General features: G+C 68.2%; 23 protein-coding genes. 10 read left to right on the forward strand and 13 right to left on the reverse strand.

Going from position 1 to position 20,509, the window contains the following annotated elements; translation table 11 throughout:
- Nucleotides 1-5: 5 nt before the first annotated feature.
- Nucleotides 6-602 (reverse strand): exopolysaccharide biosynthesis protein, encoded by a 597-nt coding sequence (locus ACFQNJ_RS15215; protein WP_382259111.1) that lies wholly within the window; start codon nucleotides 600-602, stop codon nucleotides 6-8.
- Nucleotides 599-994 (reverse strand): hypothetical protein, encoded by a 396-nt coding sequence (locus ACFQNJ_RS15220; protein ID WP_382259113.1) that lies wholly within the window; start codon nucleotides 992-994, stop codon nucleotides 599-601. The genes ACFQNJ_RS15215 and ACFQNJ_RS15220 overlap by 4 nt, the downstream gene beginning before the upstream one ends.
- A gap of 129 nt (nucleotides 995-1,123) precedes the next feature.
- Between ACFQNJ_RS15220 and ACFQNJ_RS15225 the strand changes: the two genes are divergently transcribed.
- Nucleotides 1,124-2,005 (forward strand): LysR family transcriptional regulator, encoded by an 882-nt coding sequence (locus ACFQNJ_RS15225; RefSeq protein WP_382259115.1) that lies wholly within the window; start codon nucleotides 1,124-1,126, stop codon nucleotides 2,003-2,005.
- Between the two features lie 15 nt (nucleotides 2,006-2,020).
- Nucleotides 2,021-2,647, forward strand: a complete 627-nt coding sequence (locus tag ACFQNJ_RS15230) for a phosphoribosyltransferase (RefSeq protein ID WP_382259117.1) — start codon at nucleotides 2,021-2,023, stop codon at nucleotides 2,645-2,647.
- Nucleotides 2,648-2,664: 17 nt separating this feature from the next.
- On the opposite strand, the gene ACFQNJ_RS15235 is transcribed toward ACFQNJ_RS15230, so the two are convergent.
- Nucleotides 2,665-3,132, reverse strand: a complete 468-nt coding sequence (locus ACFQNJ_RS15235) for an Lrp/AsnC family transcriptional regulator (RefSeq protein WP_382259119.1) — start codon at nucleotides 3,130-3,132, stop codon at nucleotides 2,665-2,667.
- Nucleotides 3,133-3,225: 93 nt separating this feature from the next.
- On the opposite strand from ACFQNJ_RS15235, the gene ACFQNJ_RS15240 reads away from it, so the two are divergent.
- Nucleotides 3,226-3,858 (forward strand): LysE/ArgO family amino acid transporter, encoded by a 633-nt coding sequence (locus tag ACFQNJ_RS15240; protein ID WP_382259121.1) that lies wholly within the window; start codon nucleotides 3,226-3,228, stop codon nucleotides 3,856-3,858.
- 25 nt (nucleotides 3,859-3,883) lie between these two features.
- Nucleotides 3,884-4,348 carry an SRPBCC family protein gene (locus tag ACFQNJ_RS15245; protein ID WP_382259123.1) on the forward strand — a complete coding sequence of 155 codons (465 nt, stop codon included), beginning with the start codon at nucleotides 3,884-3,886 and terminating at the stop codon, nucleotides 4,346-4,348.
- Between the two features lie 34 nt (nucleotides 4,349-4,382).
- Here the strand turns inward: ACFQNJ_RS15245 and chrA are convergent, their stop codons facing one another.
- Nucleotides 4,383-5,588 carry a chromate efflux transporter gene (chrA, locus tag ACFQNJ_RS15250; protein WP_382259125.1) on the reverse strand — a complete coding sequence of 402 codons (1,206 nt, stop codon included), beginning with the start codon at nucleotides 5,586-5,588 and terminating at the stop codon, nucleotides 4,383-4,385.
- Between the two features lie 61 nt (nucleotides 5,589-5,649).
- Nucleotides 5,650-6,516, reverse strand: coding sequence for an energy transducer TonB family protein (locus tag ACFQNJ_RS15255; protein WP_382259127.1), 867 nt, complete (start codon nucleotides 6,514-6,516; stop codon nucleotides 5,650-5,652).
- A gap of 121 nt (nucleotides 6,517-6,637) precedes the next feature.
- Here ACFQNJ_RS15255 and ACFQNJ_RS15260 point away from each other — a divergent pair, with 121 nt between their 5' ends.
- Nucleotides 6,638-7,102 carry a rhodanese-like domain-containing protein gene (locus ACFQNJ_RS15260; protein WP_382259129.1) on the forward strand — a complete coding sequence of 155 codons (465 nt, stop codon included), beginning with the start codon at nucleotides 6,638-6,640 and terminating at the stop codon, nucleotides 7,100-7,102.
- A 27-nt stretch (nucleotides 7,103-7,129) separates the two neighbouring features.
- Here the strand turns inward: ACFQNJ_RS15260 and ACFQNJ_RS15265 are convergent, their stop codons facing one another.
- Entirely contained in the window at nucleotides 7,130-8,035 is a 906-nt protein-coding gene (locus tag ACFQNJ_RS15265) for a LysR family transcriptional regulator ArgP (protein ID WP_382259131.1), read from the reverse strand.
- 73 nt (nucleotides 8,036-8,108) lie between these two features.
- Between ACFQNJ_RS15265 and ACFQNJ_RS15270 the strand changes: the two genes are divergently transcribed.
- On the forward strand, nucleotides 8,109-8,762 hold the full coding sequence (locus tag ACFQNJ_RS15270; protein ID WP_374639413.1) for a LysE/ArgO family amino acid transporter: 654 nt from the start codon (nucleotides 8,109-8,111) through the stop codon (nucleotides 8,760-8,762).
- Nucleotides 8,763-8,783: 21 nt separating this feature from the next.
- Here the strand turns inward: ACFQNJ_RS15270 and ACFQNJ_RS15275 are convergent, their stop codons facing one another.
- Both ACFQNJ_RS15275 and ACFQNJ_RS15280 read right to left on the reverse strand, forming a co-directional pair.
- The gene (locus ACFQNJ_RS15275; RefSeq protein WP_382259133.1) at nucleotides 8,784-9,554 is read right to left on the reverse strand and encodes a trypsin-like peptidase domain-containing protein; all 771 of its coding nucleotides are present in this window, start codon (nucleotides 9,552-9,554) and stop codon (nucleotides 8,784-8,786) included.
- Between the two features lie 64 nt (nucleotides 9,555-9,618).
- Nucleotides 9,619-9,957, reverse strand: a complete 339-nt coding sequence (locus tag ACFQNJ_RS15280) for a flagellar basal body rod protein FlgC (RefSeq protein ID WP_382259134.1) — start codon at nucleotides 9,955-9,957, stop codon at nucleotides 9,619-9,621.
- Between the two features lie 187 nt (nucleotides 9,958-10,144).
- On the opposite strand from ACFQNJ_RS15280, the gene ACFQNJ_RS15285 reads away from it, so the two are divergent.
- Nucleotides 10,145-11,011: a hypothetical protein gene (locus ACFQNJ_RS15285; protein ID WP_382259136.1), complete on the forward strand. Its 867-nt coding sequence runs from the start codon at nucleotides 10,145-10,147 to the stop codon at nucleotides 11,009-11,011.
- A 7-nt stretch (nucleotides 11,012-11,018) separates the two neighbouring features.
- On the opposite strand, the gene ACFQNJ_RS15290 is transcribed toward ACFQNJ_RS15285, so the two are convergent.
- Entirely contained in the window at nucleotides 11,019-11,936 is a 918-nt protein-coding gene (locus tag ACFQNJ_RS15290; RefSeq protein ID WP_382259138.1) for a LysR family transcriptional regulator, read from the reverse strand.
- A 137-nt stretch (nucleotides 11,937-12,073) separates the two neighbouring features.
- On the opposite strand from ACFQNJ_RS15290, the gene ACFQNJ_RS15295 reads away from it, so the two are divergent.
- Nucleotides 12,074-13,744: a GMC family oxidoreductase gene (locus tag ACFQNJ_RS15295; protein ID WP_382259140.1), complete on the forward strand. Its 1,671-nt coding sequence runs from the start codon at nucleotides 12,074-12,076 to the stop codon at nucleotides 13,742-13,744.
- Nucleotides 13,745-13,750: 6 nt separating this feature from the next.
- Here ACFQNJ_RS15295 and ACFQNJ_RS15300 read toward each other — a convergent pair whose 3' ends face one another.
- The 3 genes from ACFQNJ_RS15300 to ACFQNJ_RS15310 all read right to left on the reverse strand — a co-directional run bounded on the left by ACFQNJ_RS15300 (nucleotide 13,751) and on the right by ACFQNJ_RS15310 (nucleotide 16,581).
- Nucleotides 13,751-14,101, reverse strand: coding sequence for a hypothetical protein (locus ACFQNJ_RS15300; RefSeq protein ID WP_374639420.1), 351 nt, complete (start codon nucleotides 14,099-14,101; stop codon nucleotides 13,751-13,753).
- Between the two features lie 525 nt (nucleotides 14,102-14,626).
- Nucleotides 14,627-15,871, reverse strand: a complete 1,245-nt coding sequence (locus ACFQNJ_RS15305) for a sensor histidine kinase (protein WP_374639421.1) — start codon at nucleotides 15,869-15,871, stop codon at nucleotides 14,627-14,629.
- Nucleotides 15,868-16,581, reverse strand: a complete 714-nt coding sequence (locus tag ACFQNJ_RS15310; RefSeq protein WP_374639422.1) for a response regulator — start codon at nucleotides 16,579-16,581, stop codon at nucleotides 15,868-15,870. The genes ACFQNJ_RS15305 and ACFQNJ_RS15310 overlap by 4 nt, the downstream gene beginning before the upstream one ends.
- A gap of 88 nt (nucleotides 16,582-16,669) precedes the next feature.
- On the opposite strand from ACFQNJ_RS15310, the gene ACFQNJ_RS15315 reads away from it, so the two are divergent.
- Nucleotides 16,670-18,244 carry a class I adenylate-forming enzyme family protein gene (locus ACFQNJ_RS15315; RefSeq protein ID WP_382259143.1) on the forward strand — a complete coding sequence of 525 codons (1,575 nt, stop codon included), beginning with the start codon at nucleotides 16,670-16,672 and terminating at the stop codon, nucleotides 18,242-18,244.
- Here the strand turns inward: ACFQNJ_RS15315 and ACFQNJ_RS15320 are convergent.
- Nucleotides 18,210-19,589 (reverse strand): AmpG family muropeptide MFS transporter, encoded by a 1,380-nt coding sequence (locus tag ACFQNJ_RS15320; RefSeq protein ID WP_382259145.1) that lies wholly within the window; start codon nucleotides 19,587-19,589, stop codon nucleotides 18,210-18,212. The two genes, ACFQNJ_RS15315 and ACFQNJ_RS15320, sit on opposite strands and share 35 nt — an antisense overlap.
- 47 nt (nucleotides 19,590-19,636) lie before the next feature.
- Between ACFQNJ_RS15320 and ACFQNJ_RS15325 the strand changes: the two genes are divergently transcribed.
- A complete protein-coding gene (locus ACFQNJ_RS15325; protein ID WP_382259148.1) occupies nucleotides 19,637-20,509 on the forward strand; it encodes a M48 family metallopeptidase in 873 nt (290 codons plus the stop codon).

Here is a 20,509-nt window from a genome sequence, read left to right on the forward strand (position 1 = left end):
CGGCGTCACCAGGGCCACCAGGTGCCCAGATGGCGCCATGCCTCGATGGCCAGGTGCCCCATCGACAAGGCGTATCCCACGCCGGCGGCACCGGTGGCCGTCGACAGCAGCAGGACCAGGCCGTCACGGAACATCCACCCCAGGCTCATCAGGATCAGGCTGGTGCCGGGCAGTACGTTGCCCAGCGGCAAGGGCAGGAAGATCAGGGCGGCCATCAGCGCCATCCACACGCCCCACCAGACCCGGGTGCGGTCGTGGCAGATGGCCCGCCAGCGCGGGCGAAGCCAGGCGTCGGCGCGTTCATAGATCCAGGCCAGGGTGTGCAGGCTGCGTTGAGACCAGCGCTCGTTGAGCGTGAGGTTGCCCAGCGCCTGGGGCAGTTCCATGCTGTCTCGACCTCTCAGCCAGGCCCAGGCCAGCGCCAGGATGCCCAGACTGACCACGGTGCCGGCACCGGCCACGGGCAGGGTCGAGATGAGCGCCATCAGGATCAGCAGGATGGCACCCGACCCGTCCCCGTGCAGGTGCAGGAGATCGGCCACCCGCAGGCGCTGCGCATCGGCCGCGGCCGAGCGCATCACATCGACCAGACGCGCACTCATGTGCGCAGCACCTTGGCCATCGGCGGCAGTGAGCGGCCTGTCAACCAGTGCAGCAGGCCTGCCACCAGCAGCAGCCCGATCATGCCCAGACCCCAGAACACCCACACCAGCGGCGTGATCCAGGTCATCAGCGAGTCGGCGGCGGGCATCACCTCGCCCAGCCAGCGCACCAGCTCCACCAGCGAGGCCTGCACCGCCTGCAGCCATGCGGTGTCCACCCAGGGTGCCAGCCAGGCCGGCACCGGCCATTGACCCATCACCGCGGCCATGTCGCCCGCCGGGGCGCTGCCCACCATCGACAGCAGCCAGCCCGTCAGGCTGACCGACACCATCGCCAGCCCGGTCCACAGGGCGGCGATCAAACCCGTGATCAACCAGATCGCGATTCTCATGATGCGGTCCTCCCGTTGCCGGCCCGGTCCGATCAGACCCGTGCAGCCGCAACACCCTGTTCAGAATAGGTTGTCCATGCCTCCAGAAAAAGCAGAAAATGCAGGACCAACCATCAGCTCGGCTCAGAGATGAACACGGAACTCAACTACAAGCACCTTTATTACTTCTGGGTCACCGCCAAGGAGGGGGGCATGTCGCACGCAGCCACCCGTCTGGGGATGGCGGTCCAGACCATCAGTGCCCAGGTGCGTCAGCTCGAACGCGAGCTGGGGCACTCGCTGTTCAAACCGGCGGGCCGTGGCCTGGCGCTGACCGAGGCCGGCCAGACCGCCCTGCAACTGGCTGAGCAGATCTTCCAGCTGGGCGAGCAGTTGCCCGCCGCGGTGCGTGATTCGGCCAGCCAGACCAGCGTGCGCCTGATGGTGGGCATCTCCGATGGCCTGCCCAAGCTGGCGGTGCGCGACCTGCTGTCGCCTGTGCTGGACGAACCCAAGCTGCGCCTGCTGTGCCACGAGGACGAGTTCGACGACCTGCTGGCCGACCTGGCCCTGCACCGCCTGGATGTGGTGCTGTCCGACCGGCCTGCGCCGGCCAACCCCAACCTGCGGCTCTACAGCCACGCCCTGGGCTCCTCGCACCTGGGCTGGTATGCGCCGGCCGCCTGGTACGACGAAGCCGCCCGCGACTTCCCGCGCAGCCTCGAGCGCGTGCCGGTGTTGCTCCCCACCTCCCATGCCTCGGTGCGACTGCGGCTGGACCAGTGGTTCGAGCGGCACGGCCTGCAGCCGCGCATCATGGGCGAGTTCGAGGACAGCGCCCTGCTGACCACCTTTGGTGCGTCGGGTCTGGGGGTGCTGCCCGCGCCCGACCGCATGCGCGAGCAGGTCGAGCGCGCCTACGGCCTGCGCTGGCTGGGCGACTGCGAGGGCGTACAGGAGCACTTCTACGCCATCGGCACCGCGCGCAAGGTCCAGCACCCGCTGGTGCAGCGTTTGCTGGACGTGCGCTGAGGCGCGAGGACCGCCATGTTCCGTGATCGCCTGGATGCCGCGCGCCAGCTGGCCAGCCGGCTCGATTACCTCAAGCGTCAGCACCCCCTGGTGCTGGCGATCCCCCGCGGAGCGGTGCCCATGGGGGCCGAGCTGGCCCGTCTTCTCGATGGCCAACTGGACGTGGTGCTGGTGCGCAAACTGCGGGCACCGTGGCAGCCTGAGCTGGCCATCGGCGCGGTGGACGAAACCGGCTGGACCTGGGTACCGGAAGAACCCGGCGGACTGGCGCTGCCGCCGTCCTATCTGCAGGAGGAAACCCGCCGCCAGCTGGCCACCATCCGGGAGCGGCGCCGGCGCTACACGCCCATCCGCGCGCCGGTGGACCCGGCCGGTCGTGTGGTGGTCGTGGTTGACGATGGCCTGGCCACCGGCGCCACCATGGTGGCGGCTCTGCACGCCCTGCGTCAGCGCCAGCCAGCCCCGGCGCGCATCATCTGCGCGGTGCCGGTGGCCTCGCGCGAGGCGCTGGCGCTGGTGACGCCCATGGCCGACGAGGTGGTCTGTCTGCTCAGCCCGGCGGATTTTTCTGCCGTCGGCCAGTTCTACCGCGACTTCGATCAGGTTGAAGACGACGAGGTGGAGCGCATCCTCCGGGGTTGACGCACGGTTCGACGTGGTCAGCGGGTCGAGCCCGGCGCGACGAGACCCCGGCGGGGTATCGGCGTGGAGAACACGATGGAGGTCCTGGTTTCTCCATAACCGTTGACGGAGGAGAGGAACTGCTCCAGGTCCGACAGACTGCGGGCCACGACGGTCATGACATAGGAATCGGCCCCGGCCACATGGTGGCATTCCAGCACTTCGGGAGCGCGGCGCAGCTTGTCGATGAACGCCTGCTTGCCGGGCTGCTGCACCGTGATGCTGACGATGGCACGCACCGGGTAGCCTGCCAGCGCTGGGTCCAGCTCTGCTCCCACCGAACGCACCACACCCGCGTCCTTCAGGCGCTTGAGGCGCTCCACTGTGGCCGGTACCGACAGGCCTGCGGCCTCGGCCAGGGTCTTGAGCGGCGCGCGGCCATCGGCTTGCAGCGCATTCAGCAGGGCCCAGGCCTTGGGGTCCAGTTGAAGGGGTGTTTCGGTCATGAGGAGACTTTGCCTGAAAAATCGTTGATGAAATCGACTTTCATTTGAATTATCGGCTGTTCAAGGTCGTATTGCCATATGAGAATTTCTCGTATGGAAACACAGACTTCATCCTCCGTGCTGGTGCTGTTCGGACAGTCGCTGCTGATCGGCCTATCGATCGCCGCCCCGGTGGGCCAGATCGGGGTGCTGGTCATCCAGCGCACGCTGGAGCAGGGTCGGGCAGCTGGTCTGGCCACGGGCCTGGGGACCGCATTGGCCGATGCCGTGTACGGGGCCATCGGTGCCTTTGGCGTCACGGGCCTGATCCACTGGCTGCTGGACCTGAAATTCTGGCTCGGGCTGTCCGGCGGCGGCTATCTGCTCTGGCTGGCTTGGCGCATCGGTAGCCGGTCTGTGGTACGCGACACGGGGGAGCGCCAGGCACCAGGGTCCTTGTTGCGTCATGTCTCCGGTACCTTCCTTCTGACGCTGTCCAACCCGACCACGATTCTGTCCTTCATGGCGGTGTTCGGTGCCTTGGCCGGAGGCTCATCGGTGTCCTCGCCCTGGGCCATGGTGACCGGTGTGCTGATCGGCTCAGCCTTCTGGTGGGTGATCCTGTCCACCAGTGTGGCCCGCTTGCGCCACCGGTTCGATGCGCGCTGGCAGCGCGCGGTCAACCGGTGTTCGGCCGCGTTGCTGGCGGGACTGGGTCTTTGGCAACTGGGCCGGCTCGTCACCTGAACCCACATCCACAGAAAGACACCGAATGACTGTTCATTTGCAATCAAGCCACCGCATCGTGGTGGAAGCCCCGGCAGACCAGGCCTTCATGTTCTTCACGCCCGCTGGTGAAGAGCTTTGGGTCGACGGCTGGCAGCCGACCTACGTCCACCCCACCGACGGCCGCACAGTGGCCGGGATGGTCTTTGTCACCGGACAGGGCGACGAGTTCACCGTCTGGACGCTCGTGGACTTTGATCGGGTAAACCTCCGCTCGCGCTACCAGCGCTGCACGCCTGCCTCCCGCACCGGTCTGGTTGAGGTGCAATGCGCCGCGCTGGATGCCGAGCGCACCGAGGTGCGGGTGCAATACACGCTCACGGCGCTGAATGTGGCTGGTCAGCGATCCCTTAGAGACTACGAAGGCCGGCGATTTGCCGAGATGATCGATGGCTGGGCGAAGGCCATTGACGAGCGGATCGAAGCATTGCGGACGACCGCCATTCGATGATTGCAGCGGACATGGCGCATCCCATCGCCACACCCTATGCGAAGGCTCCCAGCAGTCCGCCCGCTACCCCACAAGCCATCACCACCAGCCACGGCGGCAGTTTCCATGCCATGAGGGCGACCAGCGCCACCAGCGCCAGGGCGAAGTCCCGGGGACCCTGGATCGCACTGGTCCACACCGGTTGGTACAGGGCGGCCAGCAGAAGACCCACCACCGCCGCGTTGATGCCCCGCAGGGCCGCCTGTGTACGGCCATGACGGCGCAAGCCTTCCCAGAAGGGCAGCGCGCCCACCACCAGCAGGAATGAGGGCACAAAGATCGCCAGCAGGGCCACCAGCCCGCCCAGCCAGCCCGTGGGGGCCTGGGTCATGGACGCGCCCAGGAACGCCGCGAAGGTGAACAGCGGGCCGGGCACGGCCTGGGTGGCCCCGTAGCCGGCCAGAAAGGCGTCGTGGTCGACCCAGCCCGTCGGCACCACCTCGGCCTGCAGCAGGGGCAGGACCACGTGGCCGCCGCCAAAGACCAGCGAGCCCGCCCGGTAGAAGGCGTCGACCATGACCAGTGCCGGGTGAGGAAACAAGGTGGCCAGCACCGGCAGTGCGACCAGCAGCGCCACAAAGATCGTCAACCAGACAGCGCCGGCTCGGCGCCCGACGGTGATGGGCAAGGGATCGTGTGCGGCCGCCGGTTGGGCCTTGAACAGCCACAGGCCGATCACCCCCGCGCCGGCGATGACGCCGACCTGGCTCCAGACCGACGGCACCAGCAGCACGAGGCAAGCGGCCACCGCCATCAGGCTGATGCGTGGCGCGTCCGGGCAGAGGTTGCGCGCCATGCCCCAGACCGCCTGCGCCACCACGGCCACCGCCACCACCTTCAGGCCGTGCAGCACCCCCGCCGGCAGGGTGTCCGAATAACTGCCGATGCCCAGGGCCAACAGGATCAGGGCGAGCGCCGAGGGCAGGGTGAAGCCGGCCCAGGCCGTCAGTGCCCCGCCATAGCCGGCGCGAGAGAGCCCGATGGCGATCCCGACCTGGCTGCTGGCCGGCCCCGGCAGGAACTGGCACAGGGCCACCAGGTCCGCATAGCTGCGCTCACTCAGCCACTGGCGGCGGCTCACAAACTCGTCGCGGAAATACCCCAGATGGGCCACGGGGCCGCCGAAGGAGGTCAGGCCCAGGCGCAGGAAGATCAGGAAGACGGCCCAGGGGCTGCGGTCAGGGGCGTTGGCATCGGTCATGGTCGGCTCGGGATGGCAGGGATGCGGACCGACGATATCAAAGACGGGTGGCGGCGCCCGACTAGCGGCCCAGCTTGCTCGATCCCCACTGCTCCAGCTGGCGCTGGTCGTGCGCGGCCTCGGCCTCGATCGAATCCTGCGGCAGCAGCTTCAGGCAATCCTCCATCGCCATCGATTCGCCGGGCTCTGGCGTGGGGGTCTCGGCCTGCCCGGGTTGCCCGTGGCCGTTCCAGGCAAACCGGTTGGCGAAGCTGGGCGGGTCGGGCAGACAGTCGTCCTTGTAGATGGGCGGGATGTCGGTCACGAAGGGCGAGAACGAAATGGTCTTCTCGAAGACCAGGGGCTTGCCGGTGGGGGTGGGCGGCGATGGGGGCATTCGGGCAATGGCCTGCCGGGCCACCTGCTCGGCCGCGGCAGACGTGGTCCACAAGGTTTCCAGCCGGGTCATCGTGCCATCGGGTGCAATCTCTATCCGAAAGCGCACCACGCCCTGGTCCGGCCCCTCGACCGCCGTGCCCATCAGGCTGCGCACCTGCTGGCCCCAGGTGTAGCGGTAGGCCTTGCTGTTCTTGAGCGGGTACTTGGCGGCGAAGGCCCAATCCTGTGCGCTGGGTGCTGGCGGGGCGTCCATGGTGATCGGCGCGCGCTCGGTCGGGTCGATCGGTGTCGGAGGGGCGCTGGCCACGGCGATGTCTGGCGTGATGGCCTGCTGGACGGGCGGCGGCGTGGTGATGGGTGTGGTCTGGGGCGGTGGCGCAGCGACTTCGGGCACCGGCAGAAACTCGACCACCATGATCGGCTCGTCGGGTGGTGGAGCATCTTGCTTGGGCACCCCGAAGGCGTACTGGGTCGCGAGCGTGAGCGCCACCGCATGCAACGCCACCGACAGCACGATGGCCAGTAACGGTTTGTCTCTCTCGTGCTGCATGAACCGCGGGGGCCTTCGTTGGCGGGTGACTGGTGCCGGGCCTGGGGGTTTGTTGCCAACCCACGAACCGGCGACAATATTCATTATTGCTGATATGACAATTTAAAACCCAGGAGACCCCATGACCATCCGTTCCCTCGCCCTGGCCGCCAGTGCGGCGGCCACGCTGCTGCTGACCCCGGCCGCCCACGCCGACAACAAGGCCATTGCCATCGACGAGATGGCCGGCTACCTGGAATTTGTCGACTACGGCGGCGGCGTCATCTTTGCCGAGCAGATCCCCAAGGACGAATGGCCGAAGATGGTGGTGATCGACGCACGCGACGCCGGCCAGTTCGCCAAGGGCCACATTCCCGGCGCGATCAATATGGATTGGCGTCAGGTGCTGGCCAAGCGCGACAGCATCCCCAAAAACAAGCCGGTGCTGATCTATTGCAACACCGGATCGCTGTCTGCCCAGGCCGGTTTTGCGCTGCGCGTGGCGGGCTGGGAGAACGTGCGCATCCTGCAGGGTGGCATGGAAGAGTGGAAGGCCAAAGGCGGCTTCGATGCCGCCGCCAAGGCCACGGCGCCGGCCAAACACTGAGCCCGGCGGACCGGTACAGGGTCCTGCTCAGTCCTTGCCCGGCGGCAGGAGTGCCTGCCGGGCAGCCGCCACCACCTCTCGTGTGAGGCCTTCCAGAAGGTGTGATGCGGCGCGCGCCTGCTGCCAGTACAGGGGCACGTCCAGCGGTGTGTCCGGCACCAGTTCGACGAGACCGCCATCCTGCAGGTGCGGCAGGGCCAGTGCCAGCGGCAGCATGCCCCAGCCCATGCCGGCCAGCGTGGCGGTGACGAAGGCCTGGGACGAGGGCAGGGTGTGCCGCGGCAGCTCCACATGCCGGTGGCACAGGCGCCGCACCCAGCGGTCCTGGAGCTCGTCCTTGGTGTTGAACAGCAGGCTGGGTGCCAAGGCCAGGCTGGCGGCGCCGACCCCCTCGGCAAAGTGGCGGGCCATGAACGCGGGGCTGGCGGCCGCCACGTAGCGCATGGCGCCCAGGGCCAGACTGTTGCAGCCGGTGGCCGGACGCGCCGTGCCGGTGACGGCGGCCACCACCGTGCCGCTGCGCAGCCATTGCGCCGTGTGGTCCTGGTCATCGACCGACACCTCCATCAGCACCGGCGCCCTGGCTGCGAACGTGGCCAGCGCCGGGGCCAGCCAGGTGGCCAGGCTGTCGGCATTGACCGCCACCGCCAAGGTCACACGGGCTTCGCCTTCGGCCGCCAGTGCGGGCATGGCCTGCTGCAGTTCCTGCTCCATCAGGCGCACATGGTCCACGTGCTGGCACAGGCGCCGCCCGGTGTCGGTGGGCCGACAGGGTTGGCCCCGGATGACCAGTGCACAGCCCATGCGCTCCTCCAGCAGGCGCACCCGTTGGGACACCGCCGAGGGCGTGACGTGTAGCGCCCGGGCCGCGCGATCGAAGCTGCCTTCACGGATCACGGCGGCCAGGGCCGCGAGGGCGTCGTAGTCCAGCATGAATTTAGTATCGCTTAATCATCAAAAGAAAAGATAGTTTGTCTTCATTGAATCAGGCTGGCAAGCTCGGCGCATGTCTGTTGCACCTGTCGACTTTTCCTTGGCCATGCCCGTGTTCATTCAGGGGCTGGTGCTCAGCTTGGGCCTGATCGTGGCCATTGGCGCCCAGAACGCGTTCGTGCTGCGCCAGGGGCTGCGGCGAGAGCATGTGGGCAGCATCGTCCTGTTCTGCGCCCTGGCCGATGCACTGCTGATTACCGCGGGGGTGATGGGCATGGCGCGTGCGCTGGGCGAGAGTCCCGGGCTGGCCCGGGCCCTGGCACTGGCGGGCGCGGTTTTTCTGACGCTGTACGGCTGGCGTGCCTTGCAGCGCGCGCGGCACGCCAGCCGGCTCACCGCTTCCGAAGACGGCGCGGGGCTGACCCGCGGCGCTGCGTTGGCGCAGGCGGCGGCCTTCACACTGCTCAATCCACACGTTTACCTGGACACAGTGCTGCTGGTCGGTAGCATTGGCGCGCAGCAGCCTGCGGGCATGCAGCCCTGGTTCATCGCCGGTGCGAGCGCGGCCAGCCTCGGCTGGTTCACGTCGCTGGGCTTTGGTGCCCGCTGGCTGGCGCCCTGGTTTGCCCGCCCGCGTGCCTGGCAGGTGCTGGATGCGCTGATCGGTCTGACCATGTGGGTGCTGGCGGCCTTGCTGCTGCGGCACGTCCTGCGGATCCCCGGTTGAGAGCAGGCACCAGAGGGACTGCTATGCGGTCAGTGTCAGCAGGATGTCGGCGTACCAGGCGCAGTTCAAACCCAGCGACTCATCCAGCAGGCTGTCACGGTTGCCCATGTCCATACGGGCCGAGTGGACGCCCAGCAGTCGCCAGGGCAGGTCCCGAGTGGCGGGTGCGGGTGCTGCCTCGCGCATCACGACAGCAGCGCCGCTGGTGCCCCGGTGGGTCCGGGCATCGGTCAGGAAGAAGCCGCGACCCTGGAAGCGTATGCCGAAAGGCGATGCAATGGCCGCGTGGCGCAGCACCGGCAACTGGTGCAAGGTGTCGCCAAAGCCCAGCGGAAATCCCGCGATGCACAGGGTGGCGTCGGTGGCGACCGCGTCGAAGTCCCTGACCAGGTGATCGGGCGTGAAGGCACGGATGATGGCTCCTTTCGGAAGCGCATCGCGATCCACCTCCACCACCGCCACGTCGATGTCGCCGCCGCTGTCGCTGCCCTGGCGCCAGACCGCAGAGCCCTGCGCATAGAGCCATATGGAGTAGGCCACGCACCGCGTGAGATCCTGAGGATCCAGATGCAGACTGATCTGGATCCGGTCGGGGTGGTGGCCGCTCTCCGGGTCGTGCAGCACATGGCGACTGGTGACGAGAAACAGGCGCTGGTCGCGCTGGAAGAAAAAGGCGCTGGCGTTGCTCAGTGGTCGTTGGCCATCGTAGGTGCTCACCCCCGGGGTGGCCAGGAACAACGGATCCACCGTGGGTTGGCGGATGGGGGCGGTCTGGAGCGGTGGGCTGGTCATGGCCCCAGTATCGGTGCAACGGGCCATACCTGGCGCGCTTGCACAGGCCGGGTGGGTGTTCAGCTCAGGCCTTGGTATCCAGCAAGGTGCCCAGCATGTCGTCCTGGGTCTGCACCGTGCGCAGGTTGGCGGCAAAGCTGTAGAGGCTGATGCGCTGTTCCACCAGATCGCCCGCCAGATCGGCAAAGCCGTCGGGGCCACCCGGCTGTCCGGCCTGTTGTACCTGCGCATCCACACCGCCGCCCGCCGCACGTTCGCTCTGGGCGACTTGCTGACGCCAAAAGCCCGGTGTCAGCACATTGGCCACGTTGTGCGCACTGCTGTCCAGCCGCGTCTGGGCCGCGCGCATGCCGCTCAGACCGATGGCGGCCCCGGAACCGGCGGAGGCGATGGGCGTAGGCATGGCTTTTCTTTCTTGTCACAACGGCTATTCCGTCTGATTTCGGCAGAAGCCGTCCCATCTGTAGCCGGGCCGTGACACAGGTCATGCCCGCCGTGACCCGTTTCGGTCTATGCTTGGGGGATCCCGGTCAGGCTCCCGCCCCTGCCGCATCCAGCCTCGACCCCATCCGTCATCCCACGTCCGCTTCATGGCCAGCGATCTCGACACGGTGCGCGTGTTGCGTGCACTCTTCAACGACCTTCCGCGTCCGCCCCAGGGGCTGACAGAGGGGGAGACCATGGCCTGGATGCAGCAAGCCATGCAGGAGTTCGAGGGGGGCGAGATGGCCTACACCATCGAGCACATCACCCGCAACTCCATCGTCGACATCGTGCTGCGCCTGCGCGAGGACGGGCACCTGCGTGACGACGCTGCGTTCGAGAACACGCTCCAGCAGGTGTCCACCCCGGAGGGCCGCAAGACCTTCATGGACTGGTGCATCCAGGCCCAGAAAAGCTCGGACGCCACGTCGCGCCTGCTCAACCGGGCCAAGCGGTCCCTGATGGACCCGTCGCCGCGGTTCTCGGTCAGTATCGGCGACGTGCAGCGCTTCATCGATGGGGCGGTCACGGGGCCTGGTCCGCTGCTGGCCGAGTACCTCTCCCGCCCGGATGTGCGCGGGATCGGCGTGTACGAGGAACCGCCCGGGCAGGTGTACGAGTTCGACTGGGGCTTCATCGTCGAAGAGCCGGCCGCCTGGCATGTGTACGTGGCCGAGGCCTGGCGCAAGGGATCGGTGGGGTACTTCGAGCGCTTCCTGCAGGCCTGGCACATGGAGGTCGCGGCGGTGCCCGAAGGCAGCATGCCCGGGCCGCTGGTCCCGGAGACCCTGTCGGTGGAGCCCGGCATCGGCAGCTTCAGCAGCCTGACCCTGATCTCCACGGTGCACCCCTTGCCCGAGGGTGTGCGCCAGTGGGTGGGCGAGGTCTTCCTGGGGCAGATGCTCGGCGCCATGGCCGGGCGGGCGCTGGAAGACGACTACGACTTCCCGCTCGAGGTGCCGCAGGGCTTCTGACGGCGCCTCATCCCCAGACCGCCTCCAGCGCCGACCAGGCGCTGCCGATCACCGGCTCGGCTGCCCGGGACTGCAGGCACACGAACGCCAGCTGGCATTCCAGCGACACACGCTCGGCAATCACCAGGCCCCGGGCCTGGGCTTCGCGGATGGCGATCGCGTCCCGCACCAGCGACAGGCCCACGCCGCTGTGCACCAGGTCCAGCATGGAAGCCTCCTGATCGACCAGCGCGACGCGCCGGGGCTCGACGCCGGTGAGCGATCCCGGGCCGAAGACCTGGCGCTGCAGGCGGTGATGGGCACTGGCCGGTGGTGTGGCCAGCCAGGGCAAGGCGGCCAGACCTTTCCAGTCCTTGTCCCGCACCTGCGGCCCCCAGCCGGCGGGCGCCAGCACCCGGTAGGCAAAGTGCGTCAGCGGCCGCACCCGCCAGGGCTCGCCCAGGGGAGCGTGTGGCAGGTCCAGCCAGAAGCCCACGTCCAGTTCGCCGCGTTCCAGCCGCGTGAGCACGTCGCCGCTCATGCCCTGGCTCAGCTCGGTGTCCACCTGCGGTGCCGACTCGACCAGCTGGCGCAGGAAGGCGCCCAGGCGGGTGAATTCGGGGTCCAGGATGGTGCCGATGCGCAGGGTGCCGCGCACGGTGCGCTGCAGGTGGGCGGCGGCCAGACCGACATCGGACAGGGCCGCCAGGGCCTTGTCGGCCAGCGGCAGCAGGGCGGCGCCGTCGCGGGTGAGGGTCATGCCCTGGGCCGTGCGCTCGAACAGCTGCAGGCCGGTGGCGCCTGCCAGGCTCTTGAGCTGCAGGCTGACCGCCGGCTGGCTCAGGTGCAGGCGCTGCGCCGCCCGGGAGACATTGCCCTCGCGCGCCACGGTCACGAAGGCGCGCAGGGTCTGCGGGTCGATGGGGGGCAGGGGATGCCGGATCATCTCACCATCATAAGCAAGACAAATAATGAGTCTTAAGCGATTTCATTGGAAATCAAGGATGGCAGCAGGCACACTGCGGCCAGGTGCTCTCAAATCCATGAACTTCACTAATAACGACAGCGCCAGGAGACCCCCGCATGAGCGAACTGAGTTTTGACTACATCGTCATCGGCGCCGGCACGGCCGGCTGCCTGCTGGCCAACCGGCTGAGCGCCAACCCCCGGCACCGCGTGCTGCTGATCGAGGCCGGCCGCAAGGACGACTACCACTGGATCCACATCCCCGTGGGCTACCTGTACTGCATCGGCAACCCGCGCACCGACTGGCTCTACCAGACCGAAGCCGACCCGGGGCTCAATGGTCGGAAGCTGCGCTATCCGCGTGGCAAGACCTTGGGCGGGTGTTCGAGCATCAATGGCATGATCTACATGCGCGGCCAGGCCCGCGACTACGACCGCTGGGCCGAACTGACCGGCGACAGCCGCTGGCGCTGGGCCAACTGCCTGCCCGATTTCCGGGCGCACGAAGACCACTGGCGGCTCGATGCCTACGACCAGGGCCAGGGCGATGCGGCCTTCGCGGCGCTGCACGGCCACCGCAGTACCGGAGGGCGTGGCGAATGGCGCGTGGAGAAGCAGCGCCTGCGCTGGGACGTGCTCGATGCGTTTGCGCTGGCGGCGCGGCAGGCCGGTATTCCTGCCACCACCGACTTCAACGCTGGCGACAACGAGGGCGTGGGCTATTTCGAGGTCAACCAGAAAGCGGGCTGGCGCTGGAACGCCAGCAAGGCCTTTCTGCGCCCGGTGCAGCACCGCGCCAACCTGAGCATCTGGACGCAGACCCAGGTCGAGCGCCTTTGTCTGGAGCGGGACGCTTCGGGCGCGCTGAGTTGCACTGGCGCCGTGTTGCGCCGCGGGCGGGAATCGCTCAGTGTGCGTGCGGCTCGGGAGGTGGTGCTCAGCGCCGGTAGCATCGGCTCGGTGCAGATTCTGCAGCTCTCGGGCATCGGACCGGCGCCGGTGCTTCAGGCGGCCGGCGTGGCCGTCGAGCATGAGCTGCCGGGGGTGGGCGAGAACCTGCAGGACCACCTGCAAATCCGATCGGTCTACAAGGTGCAGGGCGCCACCACCCTCAACACCCTGGCCAACTCGCTCTGGGGCAAGGCGCGCATCGGCCTGCAGTACGCGCTCACGCGCAGCGGCCCCATGAGCATGTCGCCCAGCCAGCTGGGGGCTTTCACGCGCAGCGATCCGTCGCAGCCGCATGCCAACATCGAGTACCACGTTCAACCCCTGAGCCTGGACGCTTTCGGTGAGCCTTTGCACCGCTTCCCGGCCTTCACCGCCAGCGTATGCAACCTCAATCCCAGCAGCCGCGGCCATGTGCGCATCCGCAGTCCGCGCACTGAGGATGCACCGGCCATTGCGCCCAACTACCTCGCCACCGACGACGACCGCCGGGTGGCCGCCGACAGCCTGCGGGTCACACGGCGCATCGTGTCGCAACCGGCGATGGCCCAATACCACCCCGAGGAGTTCAAGCCTGGTCCGCAATACCAGAGCGACGAGGAACTTGCCCGCCTCGCCGGTGACATTGCCAGCACCATCTTCCACCCGGTGGGTACCACGAAGATGGGCCGCGCGGACGACCCGATGGCCGTGGTCGACAGCCACCTGCGCGTGCGCGGGGTGGCCGGTCTGCGGGTGGTCGATGCGGGCGTGATGCCCACGATCACCAGCGGCAACACCAACAGCCCGACACTCATGATCGCCGAGAAGGCGGCCCGGGCGATCCTCTCGGGTGCCTGAGCCGCGTCAGCGCAGGCGGCCGATGTAGCGGCTGCTCAGGGCATCCGGTGCGGGCTGGCCGCTCGTGGCCGGTTCGGCGGGTTCAAAGCTCGAATCGTTGCCGGAACGAGGTGCCTTGGTCTCACGCGCGGATGTGGCTGTAGGCACCGCCAGGGCCATCAGTGTCTCGAGTCGCTCGGCCAGCGGCAGCAGATCCGTATGTCCGTCCTGGGTGGCGCTGTCCCGGGCAAACGCGATCATGGCGCGGGCGTATTCGCGGTTGCCGGCCATCCATTCGGTGTCGGTGACCCGACCGGTTTTTCGACGCAGCAGCACATGCAGGTGGGCGGCGGCCGCCAGGATTTCGCCAGAACTCATGTTGGGATCCTTTTGTCGGAGACTGCCGATGCGCAGCATTTCCCGTGCCATGGTGATGCCCGTCTGAGGGTATGTCCGGATGCACGCTGACGGTGCGTGCACTTACAGTGCCTTCACTCGCAACGGTGAGTGATCACCGTGACCGCGGGGGACCGAGGAGACAAGCCCGTCCAAAAGCAGAACAAGCGTCAAACAGCGTCCCCGAGAGATGCATCAACTTCTACCAACCGACCTTCGTGGTCGGTTTTTTTTCGCCTGATCCCGCCAAGGCGCCGAACGACGGAGCAAAAAGAAAGCCACCTTGCGGTGGCTTTGGAAAGTCCTTGGAAGGACGTCGTTGGGAGACTGGTATGACCCGCGGCTGGTTCTTTGGAATGTGCGGGTGATGTTCTTGGCGTCTGTGACAGCAACTGAATGCATTGTGCGGTGCGCCACGGCGTGCGGATATCCCCTGTTCACGGTACTTACCCGGGAAACGGGCGGTTTTGGGGTGAAATCATCCCCAAAATGAGGCATGGATTGCGGTCAGCCTTGCAGTTCCACCACAAATCGCGCGCCGCCGCCCTGGCGTTCCTCGCAGCGCACGGTACCGGCATGCCGTTGGGCGATGGTCCGGACCAGCGACAGCCCCAGACCGACCCCGCCTTCGCGCTCACTGGCGCCCGGCAGGCGGAAGAACGGCTCGAAAATCCGCTCGCGGTGGCTGGCCGGCACGCCCGGTCCCTGGTCCTCCACCGCCAGACGGATCAGGGGGCCGCGCTCGGTGCGCGTGCGGCCCAGTCGCAGGGTGACCGGTGCGGGCAGGCCCGTGGCCGGGTCCCGTCCATGCCGGCGGGCGTTTTCCAGCAGGTTGCGCAGCAGCCGGCGCAGCAGGCGGGCGTGGCCCTGGACCAGCAGGGGCGCGCTGCCGTCATCGACCTGCAGTTCGGCGCCGGTGCGTGAGCACTCTTCGGCGGCCAGACCGATCAGGTCCACCTCTTCCCTCGGTCCCAGGGCGGCCGGGTCGTCGGCGCGGGCGTCCAGGCGGCTGGCCAGCAGGATCTCGTCGATCAGCTGGTCCAGTTCTTCGATGCTGCGGGCCATCTCGGCGCGCTGGGCGACGCTGCCCGGGTCCTGCCCCATGAGTTCGAGTCCCATGCGGATGCGCGCCAGCGGGGAGCGCAGTTCGTGCGACGCGTTGGCCAGCAACGCCTTGTGGGACAGCAGCAGGCTCTGCACGCGTTCGGCGGCGGCATTGAATCGCTCGGCCAGAAAGGCGACTTCATCGTGTCCCTGGACGGGCAGGCGGGTGCTGAGGTCGCCGTTGCCCCAGCGCTCGACGCCGCGCTGAAGGCCTTCCAGCCGCTTGGTCAGGCGCCGGACGATCGGATAGGCGCCCAGCGCCACCGCCAGGGCCACCAGACCGAGCATCCACGCAAAACCCGGGGGCGACTGCACCCAGTCGCGTGTGCGCGAGGACGACAGTGGGCTGTTGGGCGGCCGGTTGGGGCGGGGCAGCTGGATGTACAGGGTCTGGCCGTCCTTCATCTCGACCTGGAACTCCAGGCCAGCGCCCGGCACGCGCACCGCCTGCGCGGGGGCTTGCGCCAGGATGTCGCCATCGCTGTCGCGGATGATGAGGGTGCGGGCGGCGCGGTTGGTGTTCTGCTCGCGCTCCATGTCCATCGCGACCTGCCAGAGCCAGCCCACCACCAGGGTGAGCACGGCCACGGCGGCCACCACGGCCAGCCAGATGCGCAGGTACAGCTTCTGTCCGAGCAGGCTCTTCATTCCTGCTGCTTCGCAAACACGTAGCCGACGCCGCGCACGGTCAGGATGCGCTTGGGCTCCTTGCTGTCATCTTCGATGGCATTGCGGATGCGGCCGATGTGCACATCGATGGAGCGGTCAAAGGCCTCCAGCTCGCGGCCGCGCACCGCCTCCATGATCTGGTCGCGCGTGAGTACCCGGCCCGCCCGCTCGGCCATGGCCACCAGCAGGTCGAACTGGTAGGACGTCAGGTCACAGGCCTGGCCGCGCACCTGCACCATGCGGGCGTCGCGGTCAATTTCCAGGGAGCCGAAACGCAGCACCGGGGTGGTCCGCTCGGGCGAGGCGCCAGCCTCTCCCCGCCGGCGCAGGACAGCGCGGATGCGGGCGAGCAGTTCGCGCGGCTCGAAGGGCTTGGGCAGGTAGTCGTCGGCACCGAGTTCCAGCCCAATGATGCGGTCCATCGGGTCGCCCTTGGCGGTGAGCATGAGGACGGGCACGCGGGACAGGCCGTTGGGCAGGGCCCGGATGCGCCGGCACACCTCCAGGCCGTCGATGCCGGGCATCATCAGGTCCAGGATGACGAGCTCGGGTTGCAGCAGGGGCAGCTGCTCCAGGCCGCTCTCGCCGTCGCCGGCGTGGGTCACCTCGTAGCCGGACTGGCCCAGGTAGGCGCTGACCATCTGGGCCAGGCGGGCGTCGTCCTCGATCATCAGCAGTCGGGAAGTCATGGCAGGCAGTGTAGCGGGGAGATATCGGCGTTTTCCATGATGCCCGGACCCTGTTACCCGCCCTTGCACCTCGCGTAAAGTTGTGTGAATGTCCACATCCCTACCCTGGTCTGCCGAAGCACCGGACTGGCCCGCCCCATCGTTTGACGCCTTGCTGACCCGATGGCAGACCCGGGATCCGTCGCGCACGCTGTTGGCCTGGCGCGACCCGGCCGACGCCGCCAGTGCCTGGCAGCGGCTGGATGTGGGCAGTTTCGCCGCCGCGGTGGAGCGCATGGCCGCCGGTCTGCATGGGCAGGGCATCGGTCAGGGCGACCGGGTGGCCTGGCTCGGGTTCAATCACCCGGGGCAGCTGGTGCTGCTGTGGGCCCTGGCCCGCCTGGGGGCGGTGTTTGTCCCCCTCAACCACCGGCTCTCGCCGGCCGAGTGGGCGGCGGTGCTCGCCGATTGCTCGCCACGGCTGCTGGTGCATGACGCGGCCTGGGGCGAGCAGGCCAGGGCGCTGGGCGCATGGCCCGGGAGCATGGCCCACGAACGGGTCTGTGCGGTGGATGCGCTGGCGCGGGTTTCAGCGGAGCCTGCGCCAGCGCACCCCGACGATGCCACGCAGCCGCTGCTGCTGGTCTACACCTCGGGCACCACCGGGCACCCGAAGGCCGCGGTGCATACCCAGGCCAACCTCCTGGCCAACATGGCGATCGCGGGCCAGGTGCAGGCCCTGTCCGAGCAGGATGTGGTGCTGACCGTGCTGCCGCTGTTTCATGTGGGCGGGTTGTGCATCCAGACGCTGCCGGCGCTGGCGGCCGGTGCCCAGGTGCTCCTCATGGCCCGTTTCGACCCGGGTGCCACCCTGCAATCCATCGCTCAGGACCGCCCGACGCTGACCCTGCAGGTGCCGGCCACCTTGCAAGCGCTGGTGTCGAATCCCGCCTGGTCCACCACCGATGTGTCGTCCCTGCGGGCGGTCTGGGCCGGCTCCAGTGTGCTGCCACCGGCGCCGCTCCAGGCCTTTCTGGACCGGGGTGTGCCGGTCTGCAATGTGTACGGCAGCACCGAGACCGGGCCGTTTTCGGTGGCGCTGCCGCCGGCGTTTGCGGCCAGCCATCTCGGTTCCTGCGGCTGGCCGGCACCCGGTGTGCAGGTGCGCCTGCTGGGTGTTGACGGAGGCGAGGCCGCGCAGGGCGAGGTCGGCGAATTGTGCGTGCGTGGGCCCAACGTGGTCGCGCGCTACTGGCCCGACCGACCTGCGGTGGACACCCAGGGGTTCTTCCACTCGGGCGACCTGGCCCGGCAGGCACCCGATGGCAGTTACACCGTGGTCGGGCGGGCCAAGGACATGATCATCTCCGGCGGCGAGAACATCTACCCGGCCGAGATCGAGAACCTGCTGGTGCAGCATCCCGAGGTGGCGGAATGCGCCGTGATCGGTCAGCCGGATGCGCGCTGGGGCGAGGTGGCGGTCGCCTGCGTGGTGCTGCGCGAGCCGCAGGCGCCGCAGGCGCAGCCGTGGGCCGAGCGTGTGCAGGCGTTCCTGGACGGGCGGCTGGCGCGCTACAAGTGGCCCCGCCGATGGGTGGCGCTGGATCGGCTGCCGCGCACGGCCTTGGGCAAGGTGCAGAAGGGCGAACTCAGGGCGCTGCTGGACGCACGGCCACCGGCGTGAAGCGCGCGGCCAGCGCGATCAGCAGCAGCACCGGCAGACCCAGCGCGGCGGTGGCGGTGAAGAAGGTCGGGTAGTCGTAGGCGTCCACGAAGGCGCCCGAGAAGCCGGCGAGCCACTTGGGGGCCAGCAGCATCATCGAACTGAACAGGGCGTATTGCGTGGCCGAGTAGCTCACATTGGTCAGGCCCGACAGGTAGGCGATGAACGCGGCCGACGCGATGCCGGCACTCAGGTTGTCCGCCGACACCACCGCGATCAGCGCCGTCACGTCGTGTCCGTGGCCCGCCAGCCAGGCAAACAGCAGGTTGGTGGCGGCCGACAGCACGGCCCCGAGCATGAGCACCCGCATCACGCCCAGACGCAGCGACAACGCACCACCCAGAAAGGCACCGACCAGGGTCATGATCACGCCGTAGACCTTGGTGACGGCGGCGACCTCGTCCTTGGTGTAACCCATGTCCACATAGAACGGGTTGGCCATGATGCCCATCACCACATCGCTGATGCGGTAGACACCGATCAGCGCCAGGATCACCGCGGCGTGCCAGCCGTAGCGGCGCAGAAAATCGGCAAACGGCTCGACCAGGGCGCCGCGCAGCCATTCGGTGGCGTTGCGGGCGGGTGGCAGCAGGGCCGGCACCGGTTCGCGTGAAGCCAGCACCGTGACCATGCCCACCAGCATGGACGCGGCCATGACCAGGTACGCAGTCATCCAGGCGCCGTTCTGGTAAGCGGCTGCGCCGGTGAGGCCGGCCGGCACCTCGGCACGGGCGGCCAGCCAGAGTACCCCGGCGCCCGCCCAGATCATGGCCAGCCGGTAGCCGGTCTGGTAGGTGGCGGCCAGCACACCCTGGTGCTGCGTGTCGGCTGACTCGATCCGGAAGGCATCCAGCGCGATGTCCTGGGTCGCCGAGGCGAAGGCCACGACCAGGGCACACCAGACCACCGTGTCCAGCGCGCTGCGCGGATCGGACAGTGCCATCCCCACCAGACCGGCTGCCACCATGAGCTGTGACACCAGCAGCCAGCTGCGTCGCCGTCCCAGTGCCCGGGTCAGCCACGGAATGGGCAGGCGGTCGACCAAGGGCGACCAGACCCACTTGAAGCCGTAGGCCAGCCCGACCCAGCTCAGGTAGCCGATGGTGGTGCGGTCCAGCCCGGCCTCGCGCAGCCGGAAGCTCAGCGTGCCCAGCACCAGCAGCAGCGGCAGGCCCGCCGAGAAGCCCAGCGCAAACATGCGCAGGCTGGCGGGCTCCAGGTAGGCGCGCAAGGTCTGGCCCCAGGTGGGGTGGGGTGCGGCGTCGGCGGCGGATGGATCGGGGCGTGTGATGGCGTTCTCGGTCATCGATGGACAGTTCAGCGGGCCGGCGCGGCTTTGCCTATTATTGACGCATGTGCTTTCTGTGCGATCTCAAATCCTCAACGGTTGCGATGGAGGCGTCCGATCACCGATGGTCGGCGCGTCGCGGTTTCCTGCGCGCAGCGGCGGCCGGTGCGGCCACGGCGCTGGCCGGACCTGCGCTGGCCCAGGTCGATGTGGGCAAATCTTCATCGCTGCGCAAGCTGGTGCCGGCCGAGCAACTGGAGAGCGCCGCCAGCCAGCAGTATCTGCAGATGCTGCGCGAGGCCAGCGGCCAGAAGGCACTGCTGCCTGCTGCCCACCCGCAGGTGCAGCGCCTGCACGCCATCGCCAAGCGCATGATCCCCCACGCGGCGCCCTGGAACGAACGTGCGCGCGAATGGAAGTGGCAGGTCAACCTGATCCAGAGTGACCAGATCAACGCCTTCTGCATGCCTGGAGGCAAGATTGCGTTCTACACCGGCATCCTGGACCAGCTGCGGCTGGACGATGACGAAGTGGCCATGATCATGGGCCACGAAATGGCCCACGCGCTGCGCGAGCATGCCCGTGAGCGCGTGGCCAAAAGCACCGCCACCAACGTCGGACTGCGCCTGGGGGCCGCCTTGCTGGGGCTGGGTGACCTGGGTGACGCCGCGGCCAACCTGGGCTCGCAGCTGTTGACCCTCAAGTTCAGCCGCGAAGACGAGTCCGAGGCCGATCTGGTGGGCCTGGAGCTGGCCGCGCGCGGCGCCTTCAAGCCCCGGGCCAGCGTCAGCCTGTGGCAGAAGATGGCCGCGGCCCAGAAAGGCCGGGGGCTGGAGTTCCTCTCCACCCACCCCAGTGGCCCGACCCGTATTCGCGAGCTTGAAGCCAACGTGCCCAAGGTGCAGGGTCTGTACGAGGACGCGCTGCGCCGGGGTTGA

It is taken from the genome of Hydrogenophaga bisanensis, assembly GCF_042665135.1.
GTDB lineage: Bacteria > Pseudomonadota > Gammaproteobacteria > Burkholderiales > Burkholderiaceae_C > Hydrogenophaga > Hydrogenophaga bisanensis.